The organism is Verrucomicrobium spinosum DSM 4136 = JCM 18804, assembly GCF_000172155.1.
Taxonomy (GTDB): domain Bacteria; phylum Verrucomicrobiota; class Verrucomicrobiia; order Verrucomicrobiales; family Verrucomicrobiaceae; genus Verrucomicrobium; species Verrucomicrobium spinosum.
Map to the genome: position 1 here is coordinate 7,451,923 of NZ_ABIZ01000001.1, position 16,385 is coordinate 7,468,307.

At 54.5% G+C, this 16,385-nt stretch carries 9 protein-coding genes and 4 pseudogenes; 5 read left to right on the plus strand and 8 right to left on the minus strand.

The features are described from left to right. Positions 1–143: 143 nt before the first annotated feature. The 4 genes from VSP_RS30220 to VSP_RS42795 form a co-directional block, all read right to left on the minus strand. Positions 144–821, minus strand: a complete 678-nt coding sequence (locus tag VSP_RS30220) for an SMI1/KNR4 family protein (RefSeq protein ID WP_009965439.1) — start codon at positions 819–821, stop codon at positions 144–146. A gap of 12 nt (positions 822–833) precedes the next feature. Further along, complete coding sequence (locus VSP_RS42790) at positions 834–1,094, minus strand: hypothetical protein (RefSeq protein ID WP_156346628.1); 261 nt, start codon at positions 1,092–1,094, stop codon at positions 834–836. Between the two features lie 598 nt (positions 1,095–1,692). Then, complete coding sequence (locus VSP_RS38115; RefSeq protein WP_053332406.1) at positions 1,693–2,748, minus strand: transposase; 1,056 nt, start codon at positions 2,746–2,748, stop codon at positions 1,693–1,695. Positions 2,749–3,464: 716 nt separating this feature from the next. Further along, the gene (locus tag VSP_RS42795; RefSeq protein ID WP_198141264.1) at positions 3,465–6,854 is read right to left on the minus strand and encodes a hypothetical protein; all 3,390 of its coding nucleotides are present in this window, start codon (positions 6,852–6,854) and stop codon (positions 3,465–3,467) included. Between the two features lie 1,402 nt (positions 6,855–8,256). Here VSP_RS42795 and VSP_RS30265 point away from each other — a divergent pair. Continuing rightward, a pseudogene (locus tag VSP_RS30265) lies at positions 8,257–9,222 on the plus strand (IS4-like element ISVsp5 family transposase); the annotation flags it as partial. Between the two features lie 315 nt (positions 9,223–9,537). On the opposite strand, the gene VSP_RS30270 reads toward VSP_RS30265, so the two are convergent. Next, complete coding sequence (locus tag VSP_RS30270) at positions 9,538–10,185, minus strand: hypothetical protein (protein ID WP_081452816.1); 648 nt, start codon at positions 10,183–10,185, stop codon at positions 9,538–9,540. Positions 10,186–10,227: 42 nt separating this feature from the next. Between VSP_RS30270 and tnpA the strand changes: the two genes are divergently transcribed. From tnpA to VSP_RS30285, 3 genes and pseudogenes are all read left to right on the plus strand, one after another. Then, entirely contained in the window at positions 10,228–10,575 is a 348-nt protein-coding gene (tnpA, locus tag VSP_RS44060) for an IS66 family insertion sequence element accessory protein TnpA (RefSeq protein ID WP_075090741.1), read from the plus strand. Further along, positions 10,569–10,925: an IS66 family insertion sequence element accessory protein TnpB gene (gene tnpB, locus VSP_RS30280; RefSeq protein ID WP_009960173.1), complete on the plus strand. Its 357-nt coding sequence runs from the start codon at positions 10,569–10,571 to the stop codon at positions 10,923–10,925. Before tnpA ends, tnpB begins: the two co-directional genes overlap by 7 nt. 217 nt (positions 10,926–11,142) lie before the next feature. Continuing rightward, positions 11,143–12,390, plus strand: a pseudogene (locus VSP_RS30285) (IS66-like element ISVsp4 family transposase); the annotation flags it as partial. Between the two features lie 115 nt (positions 12,391–12,505). Here the strand turns inward: VSP_RS30285 and ltrA are convergent. Continuing rightward, on the minus strand, positions 12,506–13,912 hold the full coding sequence (gene ltrA, locus VSP_RS30290; protein WP_044133671.1) for a group II intron reverse transcriptase/maturase: 1,407 nt from the start codon (positions 13,910–13,912) through the stop codon (positions 12,506–12,508). Between the two features lie 490 nt (positions 13,913–14,402). On the opposite strand from ltrA, the pseudogene VSP_RS38120 reads away from it, so the two are divergent. Continuing rightward, positions 14,403–14,693 (plus strand): annotated as a pseudogene (locus tag VSP_RS38120) (IS66 family transposase); the annotation flags it as partial. A 9-nt stretch (positions 14,694–14,702) separates the two neighbouring features. Here VSP_RS38120 and VSP_RS30300 read toward each other — a convergent pair. Then, positions 14,703–15,113: pseudogene (locus VSP_RS30300) on the minus strand (transposase); the annotation flags it as partial. Positions 15,114–15,694: 581 nt separating this feature from the next. After that, on the minus strand, positions 15,695–16,381 hold the full coding sequence (locus VSP_RS30315; RefSeq protein ID WP_029190883.1) for a hypothetical protein: 687 nt from the start codon (positions 16,379–16,381) through the stop codon (positions 15,695–15,697). Positions 16,382–16,385: the final 4 nt, after the last annotated feature.

Below are 16,385 nucleotides of genomic sequence, written 5' to 3' on the forward strand. Positions count from 1 at the left end.
AGTAAACTAGCGCGTCGCGCAAACTTGTCCCAAACCACCCTAAAGTCGGTGCCATTCTAGCCTGTCTTGTTGCACTCAAAATTATTCGCAAGCAGCGCAGCAATTTCCGCATTAGTGGCTCGAACGATGCTCGCAAATTTCAACTAGCCTATGCGTCTAAGCAGTGGTTTTTCGAACTCTTCATTTCCTTTCAATGCCGGATAGCCATCAGTCTCAATCATCCGTCTCATCCATGCATCGAGATCCTCATCATCTTCGCCTCCGTCCATCTGAGCGTCTTGAAAATAGGCTGTCGATTCCTCATGAGACACATACATAACACGCCATTTCTGGTCCTTTGTGCTCTGCCGAAGAGCCAAATAGTCACCTGCACCCCACACCTCAGCGAACCTAATTAACCTCACTGCCGCGCTTTTATTGTCGTGCCAATCGCGATGCTCCTCTTCGACGAGAATAATGCTCTGCGGATGAAGGAGATAGAACATATTTCGCCAAGTAAGCACTGCCGTCTCGACCTTCGAGTAGAAGAGGAGGAACCACTCTGGCAATACGATATTCCAACGCTTCTCAAGAATCGAAGCGTCTCCGCACCCCCAACGCACCATGTGCTTCACCGAAATGTCATAGGTTGGCCCATCTAAAGGATTGTACTTTCCAGGCTCATCTTCAGACAGCAGGCGCATACTGTCTTGCCAATCTTGATCCGGAAATGCTTCCTCGAAGCTGCTTTGATAGTCCCTCAACCATCTACGATACACTGACGAGGTGCGATATGTCCGCTGTTCGCGAGAATCCTCAAGGAGTAGATTTACTGCGTTCATATGATAGCGTTGTCAGAGCGTAAATCCACCACCAATCAGTCCGGAGGGCATAAAATCACCTTCTTTATACGAATCATACAGGGCTCCATTGAGCCCCTGAACTTTCTCGGGAAGGCGGACTCTAGTTCTCACAGAACTGCCCCTATGTTTAAATTCCACAACAAGTTCCACCACACCTGCCGTTGATGTCAACAAGATATCTTCGACCGAAGCCTCAATGACAGCTTTAATTCGATTGAACGGACCTTCCACTTCATAAAGCTTCCACGACATCCCAATAAAGATCGGGTTACCATCGCTCAGAATGTGACACTCCTGGCCATTCAATGGCGGCGCCCCCCCCAACTCAGCTCATTTCTGGGTCTTCGAGAGTTCCCGTGGGATTTTATGTGGGACTGGAAGGCCAGCATTCTTTGTGAAACCCGATAATTGCAGGCTTGCGTCGGGTTTTGCAGAGAGTGCTGGTGCGGTGCGGAGCGCAACAGGAGCCAGACTGGGCGCATCTTTGATCGTTTGAGTTGTACTTGCCTGTGTCCGAACGTTTTCCACGGCTGATCGCGCCTCGAAACCCCAAGAAATCCCACGCTATTCTACGAAGAGCCTCATTTCTCCGATAGCCTTCAACAATACCTTGAAGGTCAGTTTTCGATATGCCTGTTTCATCCGCAATTGCCTGCAATGGGTCTGAAACGGCAAGAATTGCTGATATTGAGGTAATAACCGGAGCAAGATTTCTAAAAGCAGACGATGCCACATTCTTCCCAGTCGCATCTCTGGCACGGAAATGCGCAAAGACTGGCTATACGCAAACTCCTTGGGCCCTATTTCCGTATGCACCAGCCCCCCTGCTTCGCAGCACCCCTTATCGCCCTCACACCACCCCGACTCTCGGCGCTCGAAAGGCAAACATTCCGGCAAAACTCCCGCCCTTCATGGGGCGGGCACCTCGTTGGCGGCGGGCATCAAACTGCTCCCGCCGCGACTCAAAGAATTCATCCACAAACCCCCGGCTTCCCAAGGCCACACCTAGCGTGAAGTACGTCACCCGATGACGCAGCGTCTCCGCGAGGGTCAGCTTGCCGTCTTCCGTGAGTACCTGCTCCACCAGCTCGCGCTTGATCCCCTTGCGCAGCACCTGGCTGTCCGGACCGTGACCGTCTCGAACCTCCTCCCCCTGGCCAAAGAGCCATACCCGGTAGCCGGAAAGCACTCGATCCGCAATCGGGATCCGTTGTGACCCTCCTGTCTGATTCTGCTCATGCAGCCGATGCTCATTGGTGATCGTGTACAAGGCTGACAACGCTTTGCGTCCCCCCGCCACCGCCTCCGCATAGCTGCACCACCGATAGTCTTTGGGATCCTGCACCAGTCCCGCCCGCACCGGGTTAAGATCAATGTACGCACTCATCACCGAGAGCGTCGCCAGCTCCCCTTCCAGCAGTACACTGGTGAAGCGCTCCTCCCAGAGGGTCCCCTTGCGATTCTCCCTCTTGTTGAACCACAAGCTGAAGCGCTGTTTGAGCTCCTTCATGAACTGGCTCACATCCCACATCCGGCCCAGGTATTTTTCCTTGAGTTCCTCCGCCGCCCTGTCATGCCCCTGGCTGCGAAAGGTTTCCAGCGTCTCCTTGAGCATCCGCACCGCCGGTTGGGAATAGATCAACGCCGCCTGCTTGAGCAGCCATGCATCCGAATACACCGCCCCTTCAGGCCGCTTCCTGACTTCCACCATGATGTGGAAGTGGTTGGACATCACACAATAGGACAACACCCGCACCTGGCAGAACCCCTCATAGGCCCGCATCAAGCGCACAAACTGCTCCTTCTCCTCCGGCCCAAACGCCAACCGCCTCTCCACCACCCGAGAAATGCAGTGGTAAAACGCGACCGGAACCAGCGGATCGGCAAAATATCGAGGCGAAGCCATGTCCCAATACTGACAGGCCCAGCCTAAATCGTCAACTTATCTCTTTTACAAATAGCCTGTCTATTTGTACTTCAGCTATTCTAGCCTGTCTAATTGCATTTTCTGCACATGGTGGATCTAGAACAAATAAGTACCTATCCCTTCACCGTCCTCTGCTACGAATCGGAAATTTGTGAACTTCGATTTCTCCACAAGATTCTTGAATCGCTCACTGCACAACAGAGTCCTTGATCTAGTCGTGGAAAAGTACAACAGGTCTTGCCCATCCCAGTCACTGAAATCGAACTTCCATCTTCTGAGCCCCCCCCCCACTGACAAATCATAAAAACCCGTTTCCGGTTCAATAGGGCACGGAGTGACCAAGTCACTCATCGAAGGAATCGCGGGCACCCCCATTTCCGGAAGCACCCATCGGTAACACGGATCTGGCAGAGCTGAAAGACCCTTGTGATCCACAGCCCTCAATTCTAGGGGGAAGTGATGGATTCCTTTCAGGCCTGACGCCAGGAACCCCCTCACGAGACGGTCACTCCAAATGGTTCCCTCCAAACAGTAAAGGTGATCTGGCCAAGCCCTCGCTCGATAGTAGACATCAATTTGGCCCGCCCCTGGAAGGTAATCCCCCATGACTTTTCCAGCCCGGTAGACATTGCCCCTCTTCATTGAGACAAATTTCCCGCATGGGCTATTATTTAGGTATTCCATCACATAAAAGTTCATGGCGTTGCGAAATTGAAAGTTCTAGTGCTGCCGTCTTTAGTTACGAAAGTGTATCCCGTTCCCGATCTAATTTCATCCAATTTCGATCGGATTTGCGATTCAGTTGCTTCCGGAAATTGTCGAAAGAAATCTCGCCAAACTTGATTAAAACATCCGCCGCGAGCGATGTCTTTGCCGTTGTGCCAAGAGTCGTGGATGCGTTTATCAACAATCCTGCCGAATTCTTTCGAGTTCGGATCAAGACCAGCTCGCAGGAAATTTCTCAGAAATTCTTTGGCGATAGGCAGGTCGTGATGCGCAACATTGGAAGCTCCATCTGCAACGTTAAGAACCGATCTTAAATATGCTCTGCTAGAAGAATTGCTCACAAAAAGCAATCCGGAATCCACTAGTTTATCTAGAAACACACCGTCAATAGTCCCATTCTGAATGAGTGGTGCTAAATGCTGCATGAACACAACCCTCTGCGCCGCTGCACTACCGGCGGTGCGTGCAGCGACACGGGCAGCTGCAAATGCCTCACAAACTTCTTTTGGAATCTCGACAGTCCCGAATTTCCCAGAGATCTTCAGCCCTTTCTCAAGTTTTATCAATCTTGAGCTAACAACTGGCATAAGCATCAATGCAGCTTGTAAAGATGCTTGCTTATACTCACCGTCTTCAAACCCTTCAACAAGGTGAGGCAAAGTAAGCACCCAATCTGCAGGCTCCGCGATGAGGGATAGACCTATTTCAGCCGCCGTAGCCGCCAAATCCATAGCCTCCGCCCAGCGATTGAAAATCGCGTAGTAACTCTCAATCAGCGTTCCGTCATAGTCAATTGTCTGATAGTCGTACCTCCAAGCTTTCGCTTTCACTTCGAGAATTGCGTTAGCCAATGTTTGAGCAGCCTGGAGCTCCGTAGAGAAATCGTCGTCAATCTGAATAGTCAACGCCCCTGTTTCCGTCCAATTGTTCTTGAAATTATAGCCCGACCAATTGAATGCATCCCATAGATCTACAACCTCAATTTTAAACTTTCCAGGGCCGAGATCTTGATAAATCGACAGATGCCGCATGACATCGCCACCTGCAATTTCATCGATAATCTCCAACCACATCAGAATCTCTTTTAGATCGTAAACACTATCTTCTACAGACTGCGCGGCACGAGAGGCCGCATCAGTGGGAGCATCGAGGTCTGTAACAATGGACACAACACTTTCAAAAACTGTCTCATCTCTCAGTTGAAGCGCAGCGCTGATTTCTTCGATCGCCCAAGCATCATTTGGGAGAAGAGTATCCGAGAGTTCTTTCACTGCAGCGAACAATCTAGGCTTTCCGCTTGATGAAATGTAGAAATGAGTCATTCCGGGGGGAGGAACGTCGTCAGCAAACTGGTCATCTCTGACGATGTCGTGCAATTGCGAATTGATTCGTGCCCGCAATTTCCCATCTTCATTCCCTAATTGATCTGCCAAAATTTCAGGGATTGTGTAACGCACCACAAACGGTTCGAATGCTCCATTTTTTGACTTCCCCCCATTTTGTATTGACGTAACAGCAAGTTCCGAGGAGCCAGAATTGTCCTCCATGTACCTGCCAGAAGCCATCTTGAAGACTTTAGAGTCATTGCTCGTTTCGGACCAAACTCCGCCAGCCATATATGCTGAACCGGTCGAATCCACCAACCAAACATTCGCACGAAACGAATCAACTGCAAAGGCGTTAAACGTTGGGATGGATTCGAATGAAAAAGACACCTGTCCATCGAGCGAAGATCCATGAAACTCTCCAGAGTTTTTTGAATCCGGAGCCTCTTTAGCAGCGAGTGTGAATCCACTCCTTGAAATATTAACTGTGTCATCATTCGATGGGGATGGGGCATTCTGAAAAGAAGCCGTGATTTCTACATACCCAGCAATTGAAGAAACATCTTGCTCCGCCGATGGAATTGAAGTTTGACTGAATTGCAAATCGCCTCTTCCAGCAAAAACGGTTACCTGATCCCATCCGATATTTCCTGCTGCATTACTGCTTGATTGAACTCTCAACACATGAGGACCGAGCCGTGCCATGGGGACGCTAACGCTACGGCTGAATTCAAACCGATTGGGATTGGGAGACCAAACACTATGAGTCGTCCCTGAAGGAGAAGTCAAGTTTACCGCTTCTAGAAGAGTTCCGTTGAGGAATATCCGTGCAACCTGAGATTCGTCGGCCCCTGTTATGCCGACCAGAGGATCCGTGACGGCACAGGCAAACTCGATTTGCAACTCCCCATTAGAGGCGATTTCTGCACTGCTGATTTCCAAATCCACTTCGGGCGTAGGTTGAGACTCCGTCACTAAGCCTCCAACTGCGTAGGTTTGCCCATTTACAGGGTTGCGGGCAAGGCGCTCAATTCGTACGGGCGTTAACAATGCATAGCTCTTTTCAAACTTCGCTTTGAAGTCTTCCTCATCAGACCAATCCGATAGGATTTTCGTTTCCTGAGAAATTCCACCGGCGTCGGCTGAAATGGAATCAAACATTACATAACCCAGGTCTCTAAGCGCCCATTCCGTATTGGCAACTGATACTCGAGAAGTCCCATCAAAGTCGGGAGATGGCAAGTCCGCCTTGGGGTCCGTCCCGCGATGTCTAATCTCAAACTTGTAAGCCTGACCAACTCTAAACTGCGAGTACACTCGAGTCTCAACAACACCATAGTTTGGTGCTCTGTGCGTCAGAAGTTTCCTACCACTAGGCACTTCTGTAACAACTAAATCATATCTTTCGGAATGGCTGCCGCTTGGATCTCCCACAACAAGTTCTAACTCGAACAGGTCTCCGTCGTTTGGCAACGGCTTCCCCCCCCCTGGCGACGACGAGGGTATTGAGGGAGGTTGACCACCATCTGATGGGCTGTTGGGCTGCCCATTCTGAGCAACTTCGTCTCCATCTCCTGTTCCATCTCCATCGGTATCAGCATGCTTTGGATTTGTGCCAAAAATGGTCTCATCAAAGTCTGTCAACCCGTCGCCGTCCGTATCCGCGAACTTGTCATTCAGCTTAAGAGGATCAAAAGGAAGCCCTTGAGCGATTTCCCAATCGTCCTCAAACAGGTCACCATCTGTATCAAAATTATTCGGGTGAGTTTTATACCCCTGCTCTTGTAGATTGGTAAGATTATCCCGGTCGGGGTCACCATCCGCGCCGTTATCACCCACGGCACTCTTAGGATCAACGCCGTAGGCCACCTCCCACCCGTCCAAAAGTCCATCGCCGTCAGTGTCGGGATTCCAAGGATCGGTGGTCATGATGACCTCCACGGCATTCATTAGGCCGTCATGGTCAAAGTCGTCTGCAATATCGATGGTAAACGTGTAGCCGCTTCCGTGAGGGCCGGAAGTGTAGCCAGTCAATGTATACTCAACGTTGTTTAAGAACCTGAGATCCAGTTCAAAAGAATTGCCGTCGTCATTCCCGTCTTCAATGAGCTCAAAGGTGAATGAACCAGTGATGCCGACAGGGAGATAAAGGATGTTTGTGTAGTCAAAATCACTCTCGGACCCGCCTGATGTCAGATTTCTCCCAATATAAATCCCGTTGATGTAAGCACGCCACGAATCATCGTCGGCCTCCCCGGGTCACGAATCCCAAGTTGCAATTCAAGATCAAGCCCCCCAGACTCCTCAAAAATGTCCTCCAAGGTGGGCGGATTGCCATTGTAATAGTCATGGGGATCACTGCAAATCAGTGCCATTCTAGCCTGTCTATTTGTATTTCTACTCAGACAATCCGCACAGGAATGTATCTCACATCAGTCAGTCCCAAACTACGACAAGTCTCCCTGAACTTTTGAGAAACGATCAAAGACCGCCCTCCGTCCCGGGGTTCATTAGGGTTTCCCAAAATTTCCCTTGTCCAAGCAGCATTAAATTTCCCTATCGACTCCACCTCCGAACGCAGGAACTTCAGCTCCTGGGGCTCACAACCTCCATCATTGAAATGTCTGGCCCCCATTTCGTCGGTGAACACCGAGAGCAAACAATTAGGCATTAGATTTGGGGTATCAACCTCCCAATAAGCGCCCAATGCCAACTCAGGCTTGTCCCAGCCTAGCGGGTGAAAGGAAAGGTCAAGCCCACTTGCCTCTAACCCTCTTTTAATCTCGCTGTTGACGAAATAGTTCCTCCATCCATCCAAAGATCCGTAAGTTTGCCCCCACTTCAAGCCAGAGCGGCGGCCCACATTTGTGGATATACCAACCCAACGTTGTCCCGACCTCGCGTAAAATGAAGTTAACACCCCCTTCCCCCATGTGTCCGCAATCCGCAAGTACTCCGCCTCTTCTATGTCCCGCTCGTCATAGGTTACCACCTTACGCAGATTGAAATGCGTAGAGCGCAACGCCGCTGGCGGCGGGCCAGGATGCGGGTTCCAACCAAGTTTCCTTAGCGCCTCAAGAAAGTAAGGCCATCCGGCATGATCTTCGGACGCCTGAATGTCAGGAGAAATGTGAGAGCCTGGCGTTGGCTCACTACAAAGGCCGACTTCAACGGCGACTCTCAACAACGAATCGCATTGATCGTTGTCGAGAATTGTGGGCCCCCACTCGTTGGGGTATCGATACACATAAACACAGATCTTCCTTTTCATGTTTAAACAAGCGCTGCTCGAAGGCGCCTTCGCCTACCGGTTTCTATGAAATCGCCACAAGTTTGCTCTCACAAGGTCAGCAATTTTTTCTTATTTTACACACAGCCGTCCCACAGCGAAACAAAAAGGTGACTGGCGGCCTACCCCACACAGGGTAGGCCTGAGATGAAATTCAAACCAGCCAAAGTCATTGGAAGCGTTCTGGGGCAGCTTTGCAAGCTCATTCCCGGGCACTTGGTCGCGAACCTCTGCGCTCAACACCACCACGGCAGCCAGCCGCGCACCTTCAGTTCCTGGAGTCACGTGGTCAGCCTGCTCTACGCGCAACTGACACACTCCATCAGTCTCAACGATGTGTGCGACAGCTTGAGGCATCATGCCGGGGCCCTCGCTGCCATCCGCGGAGCGACACCGCCAGCCCGCAACACCCTGTCCCATGCCAATAAGAATCGGGACAGCGACCTGATGGAGACCCTCTTTTGGAAGATGTTGGATCATCTCCAGCATCGGCACCCCGGGTTTGGCCTGCGCTATGAAGGACTGCCCCGGCGGTTTAGACGGGCCATCTACGCCATCGACTCCAGCACCATCGCCCTGGTGGCCAACTGTATGAGTTGGGCCAAGCACCGGCAGCGCAAGGCGGCGGCCAAGCTCCATTTGCGTCTCAACCTGCAAACCTTCCTGCCAGCCTTTGCCATCATCGAAGAAGCCTCTCATCATGATGACTCGCGCTCCCGCGCGCTTTGTGCCAGCCTCAAAGACGGGGAAATTGCCTTGTTTGACAAGGCTTACATCAACTTTGCCCACCTCTGGGAGTTGACTGGGCGGGGCATCTTCTGGGTCACCCGTGCCAAAGACAACATGAGCTACCGGGTGACGCGCAAGCTCCAGGCACGGCCGCAAGGCAAGGTGCTGCGCGATGACCTCATTGTGCTCAAAGGAGCCAGGAGCCTTTCGCAACATCCCGGCCCGCTGCGCCGGGTGGAGATGCTCGTGGAGCTTGACGGCAAGGAAGTGCGCATGGCCTTTATCACCAACCAGACAGAATGGGCCGCCAGCACGGTAGGAGAACTCTACCAGAGCCGCTGGGGCATTGAAGTGTTCTTCAAGCAGATCAAGCAAACGCTCTGCAGGGATGGCGTAATAGCCTGTCTCGTCGCATTTCCGCCCGCAAGCATGATCAGTTGCTGGAGGCAAAGGTTGTCGACCTTGCTCTTGAACAAGTGGAGGGCAGAGTTGGTGGCGCGAGGTTTGCGACCAAAAAGGATGCGATGAATGCCCGGAAAGAAGGGGGTGGAGGTCCGCATGCATTGTATTACATCGAACCCTGTAAAATTCAACGCGTTTGTCGCCTAAAACAGTCCAAAACACCCCTTAAGTCAGTGCCATTCTAGACAGGCTATTTGCACTCCAACACAAAGGCCCTCGCCCGCATGCCAATCAAAGCTATCTGCGTTTTTTCAAAAAAAGCCAAGTGAGAAGTGTCACCACTAGGGCCAGTGCTCCGCCTAAAACTCCCCCCCATCTTCCTCGATACCAATCCAGAGATTGCACTGAAGTTTGCTGGTTCGCCCCATCGGACTCATTGCTTGAATTCGTTTTCTTTTGCGACTGTATTCCGCCGCCAGAATTGGCTTTTACATCCTCCATCCCCAACCGCCTCCTCAAGACGACCTCTTCCATCCCAACATTGTATGTTTTTTGGATATCTCTCAAAAGATCAAGATGACCAGCATCCCCAAGTTTGGCAGCAAGTCGAGCGATGAACCGAATGTCCGAGTGTTCGAGATTCCCCTTGTCTCTTTCATATAGCTCAGCAGCTTCATCAAGGACCCGCCTTGCCCAGCTTATCTCAGAGTGATTGTACACCCAATCGATCACTCCTGAACGGTCATTGAAATCCACGGGTTTCGCCAGCAATCCCGAACAAACATCCCCCGCTGCCGCTCGCGTTAGAATATCCTGATCAATCATTTCCTGCCACGGAAAATTTACCTCGAAAATGCTATTTAGCCTATAGGCGTACAGCTCACGCAGCTCTTGCGAACTGTCTGAAAGATCACGAAGGCGCTCCTTGTGTAAGCAGATCAGCAAGGCCGTCTGGTGCGCGGAGCGCAGCCGGGCAAGTTTGCGCGTATGCCTCGATATACAGCCCTGCAACGTCGTCGTCTAGTGCGCCAGTTTCAATCCAGCGGTCTGACCCTGGCAACTTTTTGCCGGCTTCATTCTTTGAGTGTCTCAAGCCTTTGTGCCTGGCGTCGCCATGTTGAACTTCAGAAGCGCTCCTCTGATCCTGCGCCGCCTCCATGGCTGCCGGTGGAAGTTTCCTCACCTCCGGGGAGCACTGCTGCGGGACTTCCCGGCTTGGATTATCTCATCGAAGCGGGTCTCTGGCGTCTGCACGTCCCTTCAGGCTTTGGCCGCGATGAAGTGGCCGCCCTCCTTGAACTTCTCCATGCCAGGCAGGGAGGTGCCCCATGCTAAGCCTGGGTCCTGCCACCAAAGTCCATTTGCTGGCAGGTGCCACCGACATGCGCCTTGGGTTTGAGGGGCTGCTCGCCCTGGCTTCTGGTCTGTTGCGCGAGGATCCTTTGAGCGGTCACCTCTTTGTCTTTTGCAACAAGCACCGCACCCGTCTCAAGGCCCTCTACTGGGACGGCTCGGGCTTGTGGGTGTGCGCCAAGCGGCTGGAGAAGGGGCGCTTCCACTGGCCGCAGCCCCCAGCGCAAGGAGCTTCACGCAAGGTGGTGCTCACCCAGGCGGAGCTCACTTTGCTGCTGGCGGGCATTGACCTGGAAGGCACCCAACGGAGGGCCTGGCACCGGGTCGGGTGAGGGTGCGGGAAGAGGTGTTTTTTAGGGTTCGCGGTAACAACTTGTTGCAACGAGCCCGCTGCTGGGCATCATGCAGCTCCCGCTGCTCATGCCCGCCACTCCTGCCACCCCGGATCTGCCTGAAGCCCTGTTGCTTTCTTTGGGACCCCGGGAGCGTCTTGCCCTGGAGGAGATCCTGCGTCAGCGCGATGAGCGTATTGCCACCCTGGAACTGGAAGTGCGCCTGCGTGAGGAGCAGTTGCGGCTGGCCCTCATCAAGAAGTACGGTCCCAAAGGCGAGGGCCTCGGCAAAGACCAGGCCCTGCTGCTGGATCTGGAGCCCGGCGTGCAGGAGGCCGAGGTGGCCCTTGAAGTGGGCCTGGCCCTGGCGGACAAGACCCTGCCCGAGGCTGGACGCCTGGAACAGGAGCAGGCCGCCCGGCTCAAAAAGAAAAAGCCCGGCACCCCGCGCTACGCCCAAGTGCATCCTGGGCGGCACGAACTGCCCGCGCATCTGCCGCGGGTGGAAGTCATCCTACCATGCTTGGAAGCGGCGCAAGGCGAACTGGTGGGCTATGAGATCAAGGAAGAGCTCGTCATCAAGCCTGCGGAGTTCTTTGTGCGGGTGCTCAAGCGCGAGAAGCGAGTCATCCAGCTGGGGGACCGTCGCACGGTGGCCACAGCCGCCTCCCCTGGGCGCATCGTCGACAAAGGGCAGCTGGCCAACGAGACGGTGGTGGAGCTGGTGGTGCGCAAGTACGCCGATTATCTGCCGGTGTACCGTCAGCTACAGGGGTGGGAGCGCGATCACAGTGTGACCGTGCGTCAGGCCACGGCGACGCGGGCGGTGATGGCCGCAGGAGCGTTACTGCAACCTCTGGCGCGGGCCATCGGCCAGGAACTGCGGCAGGGGCCGCTCATTCAGGCCGATGAGACGAGGCTGCCGGTGCTGCAAGATCTGGGTAAAGGCCGCAACGATGTGGCGTGGTTGTGGCAGTACTCCATCCCCGGAGGGCTGGTGTACTTCGAGTACCAGGACAACCGTGCCCAGGCGGGGGCGAGGGCCTATTTGAAGGACTACGGAGGCATCCTGCAAAGCGACGGCTATGTGGTCTATGACTGTCTGGAGGGGCAGGTGCAGCGGCATGCGGGATGTTTTGCCCACGTGCGACGCAAGTTCGTGGAGGCGTGCCAGGCCGCCCCCAAGGAAGTGCCGTGCGAACCGGGGCTGGCGGTGGTGGCCAGCATCGGCGCGTTGTATGGAGTTGAAGAGCGGGCGCGGGAAAAGCAGTTGAAGGGGCAGGCCCGTCTGGACTACCGGCAGGAGCAGGGTGTGGCGCAAAAGCTCTCCAGCCTCAAGGCGCAGATCCTGGAGGTGCGGGCCAAGGCCCTCCTGCCGCAGAGCCTGCTGGCCAAGGCCTGTGACTATGCGCTCAACCAGTGGGAGAAGCTGGAGGTGTATGCCAGCCACGGGGAGGTGGAGATAGGTAGAGTCGGAGACAGGCGCGGTGGTTTTAGGAAAGAGGAGTTGCTGTTGCCGGCGGCTTTCGCCTGATGCCGGTGCCTCAGTCTCTTCCCTTGACTCCGTTTCCTGCCCCCGCTCATCGAACCGGACTTGCAGCTTTACCGCATCCGGCTCTCATCACCGACTTCTGTACTTTCGCATTCAGCGTGCCTGGGCGCTCGCATTGCAGTTTGTACAGGCCAAGCTCCTCGTAGAGGTGCTTGTCGGGATACTGGCGGTAGCCCGTGCCTTTCTTCTGCCTGCGCCGCATCAGCCACCTGCGCAACCGCCTCTCTGTATAGGCTTGGATCTTGCGATACTCCTTGAAGACCGGGCCTTGGTTGAAGTAACCCGCCCAGCCTCTCAGTTTCCGGTTGATCACCAATGTCCTCACCTCGGGTTCCGAGGCGTGCCACAGTGAGGTGGTCTCGTCATGGATTGCCTTCATCAGTTTTTGCACAGCCTTCTTGGAAGGCCGGGTCCCTTCATATGACTTTCCGTCTCGTCCGTAAAACCGTCCGAAGCTGTAACCCAGGAAGTCAAACATCCCTCCCGGCACCTGCACCAGCCGCGTCTTGCGCTCGTTTACCTTCAACCCAAGTTTCTCCATGATCCCTTCCATGGCCTCGAGGGCCGTCGGCCCGTTTCCGGGTTTGCAACAGATCACGAAGTCATCAGCGTAGTTCACGATCACCGATTGCGTGGCACGGTCGTGCCCAAACTTCTTCCAGGCCAGCAGGAACCTCCGAAAGTAAAGGTTGGCAAGCAGGGGCGAGATCACCCCTCCCTGCGGCACCCCGCGTCGGTGGTTGCGGCTTTCAGTCGCTTGGACAGTTCGGCTGCCTCTGCTTGGTTCTTTGACGGGGACTTTGAGCCACATCCGGATGATCCGGAGCACTTTGCCATCAGCTATCCTCCGGCTCAGGCACTTGAGCAGCGCTCCATGGGGGATGGTGTTGAAGTAATCGCTCAGGTCCGCGTCCACCACTTCACTGCGTCCTTTCTGCCTCACCTGATAATAGACAAGGCGTACCGCAGTTTTAGCGTCGCGTCCCGGACGATACCCCATCTGCTCTTCGCAGAGGTCGGCCTCAAAGATTGGGGCCAGCACCAGCACCATCGCCATTTGCACCACTCTGTCCTTCACCGTGGGAATGCCCAGCGGTCTCTGTCCTCCTCCTGCTTTGGGTATCCACACCCGGCGGAGGCGTTGCGGGCGGTAAGCACCGCTTCGCAACTCCTCCCGCAGCTCCCTCAGCCACACGCTCACATCCTGTTGTTCGATCTGTTGGAAGCTGGTGCCATCCACTCCGGGTGCCCCCGCTTTGCGGCGGCAGCGGTCCCAGGCTTCAGCCAGCACATCCTCGCGCCAGACCTTGTCCCACAGACTGTAAAACCGGCAGCCGGGCTCGGCCTTGGCTTTTGTCAGCAGTGCACTTTGCAGCTTCCCAACCGTCCCGGTCTTGCCCGGTTGAAGTTCGTAGATGTTGCCATCAATCCTCATGGTTCTCGCTGCTTGGTTCACTTGCCAGTCATCAGGGAGCCTTCCCTCCACCCGCATTACCAGGCTTCCCAGGTACTACACCCCCATCCGTCATCTGCCAGGACCCACCGTCTCCCTCGCGGGCCGATGGTTGGGCTCCGGATGCCACCCCGGCTGTCCATCCCAGCAGACTTCCCTCGTTGCGTTGAGCCCCTTCCATGCGTACTGCCACCACTACCCCGGTGGAATCCAGGACCTTCAACCGCTCAGAGCGGCCCCAGACGACGGCCTTCCCCGTTATTATGGCGGGTCGGCTCCCACAACAGTCTTTCGAGGCCTGCACGGTGTTCACACTACATTGCAGCCCGCATGATCGCTGACTCCCTACGGAGCCTTTTCTGGAAGTACTTCGATTCATTTGTCACCTCTTGAACCGCCCCCAGTGCTTCTGGCCGGAGCGATATAGCCAGCCGGGACTTCCACCCGGTGATTCTCAACGCCTTTCCGAGGCATACACAACAACTGGTGTGAGAATGCCATGAGGCCGGTGGCGCTGGGGCGCAAGAACTGGCTGCATCTAGGAAGCCACGAGAGCGGGCCCAAAGTAGCGGCGATCCTGACGGTGCTGGCCAGTGCTCAGCGGCTGGGGCTCAACGTGCGGGAGTATCTTGGGGAGGCGCTGGAGACCCTGTGTGACGGTGAGGGGTTCAACATCACGCGCATCGGGGAACTGCTGCCCAGCCGCTGGAAGCCCAAACCTGCGTCAGGGCTCGAACCTGAAGCTATGCCACGGGATTGCTGAACTGCATACCTTCAACTCCTTCATGAACTGGCTCACATCCCACATCCGGCCCAGGCATCTTTCCTTGAGCTCCTCTGCCGCCGCGTCATGCCCCTGGCTGCGAAAGGTTTCCAGCGTCTCCTTGAGCATCCGCACTGCCGGCTTGGAGTAGATCAGAGTCGCCTGTTTCAGCAGCCATTCATCGGTGAACACTTCCCCCTCCGGTCGCTTCCGGACCTCCACCATGATGTGGAAGTGGTTGGACATCACGCAGTAGGACAACACCCGCACCTGGCAAAAGCCCTCATAGGCCCGCATCAACCGCACAAACTGCTCCTTCTCCTCCGGCCCGAACGCCAGCCGCCTCTCCACCACCCTGGATATGCAGTGGTAGTACGCAACCGGAACCATCTGATCGGCAAAATATCGAGGCGAGGCCATGAGGTCCCCATCGCATTAAAAGACTGCGCAGTCAACTTCCTTCTCTCGTAATAGCCTGTCTCTTCGTACTTCTGCTGAGCCGGATGCCGACGCTGACCAACCGTCAGATCAAGGACGTGACACCGGCGGCTGTGGCCGGGAAGCTGGCCTGGCAACGGCCCCTGGCCGCCTGACCCCCAGAGCCGTCAAGTGTTAGAAGACGGAACCGTCGGTGACGTTTACGGAGAAGTTGTGCGATCCGGTGGGGTTCAACATCACACGCATCGGCGAACTGCTGCCCACCCGATGGCGGCAGGATGCACTGTCACCCCTCGAACCTGACCCGACCCGACGGGATTGCTGAACTGCTTACCATCAAGCGCACAAACTGCTCCTTCTCCTCCGGCCCAAACGCCAACCGCCTCTCGACCACCCTTGAAATGCAGTGGTAATAGGGCGACCGGAACCAGCGGATCGGCAAAATATCGAGGCGAGGCCATGAGGCCCCCATCGCATTAAAAGGCTACGCGGTCAACTTCCTCCTCTCGTAATAGCCTGTCTCACCGTAAATTCTGCCTGTCTATTTGTACGACATGAACTAGTTATCCAGTATATTTCGAGACTAATTCAGCTGGCACACGTCTGTAAGGCATGGGTTCGAATTCTTCATTCCCAATCATCAATGGGTGCCCATCGGTGTTCAGCATCCGCAACAACCATGCATTAACATCCCGATCGCTCAAACCGGGTTGCTCCCAAATAGCAGATTGATACTCCATTGCAGTGTATTGCGGTCCGGTGGGAACAATCTCCCAGCTATCGTCATCCAATCTCTGCCGAAGCGAGAATCCAGTTCCATCATCTCCCCCATCCGCGAATCGAATCAGACGATATGGCAGCGCACTTTCGCCCATGCTTTCCCTACGAGCCTCTTCTGCAGCCACAGCTTCTTCAGGTGACATGATGTAAATTTGATTCAGCATGGGCAGCAGCGCACAGGTGACTTTGCTATAAAACTCCTCCATCCATTCAGGGACAGAAACCCCCCAACGTTTTCTAAAAATCGAGAAATCTGCACGCCCCCACTTAACGATTCTTCGCACTCCCCACAAAGGGTATTGATCTCTTTTACCCTCGGCCACCTCGACCAGATACCCATCCCAAGATTGATCTGGGAAGCGAACCCTAAAATCTTTCAAGGTACAGTCCACCACGGCCCGAATGTCTGAACCCATCGCATAAAATCGGTATTGCAACTCCTCAGACTTAAGCAGATCAAGTGCAGTCATCACT

Excerpts from the sequence above, each read along its gene's own strand:
- ltrA (WP_044133671.1), bottom strand. The coding sequence starts at position 13,912 with ATGAGGATTGATGGCAACATCTACGAACTTCAACCGGGCAAGACCGGG.
- VSP_RS30315 (WP_029190883.1), bottom strand. The coding sequence starts at position 16,381 with ATGACTGCACTTGATCTGCTTAAGTCTGAGGAGTTGCAATACCGATTT.
- tnpB (WP_009960173.1), top strand. The coding sequence starts at position 10,569 with ATGCTAAGCCTGGGTCCTGCCACCAAAGTCCATTTGCTGGCAGGTGCC.
- VSP_RS42790 (WP_156346628.1), bottom strand. The coding sequence starts at position 1,094 with ATGTCGTGGAAGCTTTATGAAGTGGAAGGTCCGTTCAATCGAATTAAA.
- tnpA (WP_075090741.1), top strand. The coding sequence starts at position 10,228 with ATGCCTCGATATACAGCCCTGCAACGTCGTCGTCTAGTGCGCCAGTTT.
- VSP_RS30220 (WP_009965439.1), bottom strand. The coding sequence starts at position 821 with ATGAACGCAGTAAATCTACTCCTTGAGGATTCTCGCGAACAGCGGACA.
- VSP_RS38115 (WP_053332406.1), bottom strand. The coding sequence starts at position 2,748 with ATGGCTTCGCCTCGATATTTTGCCGATCCGCTGGTTCCGGTCGCGTTT.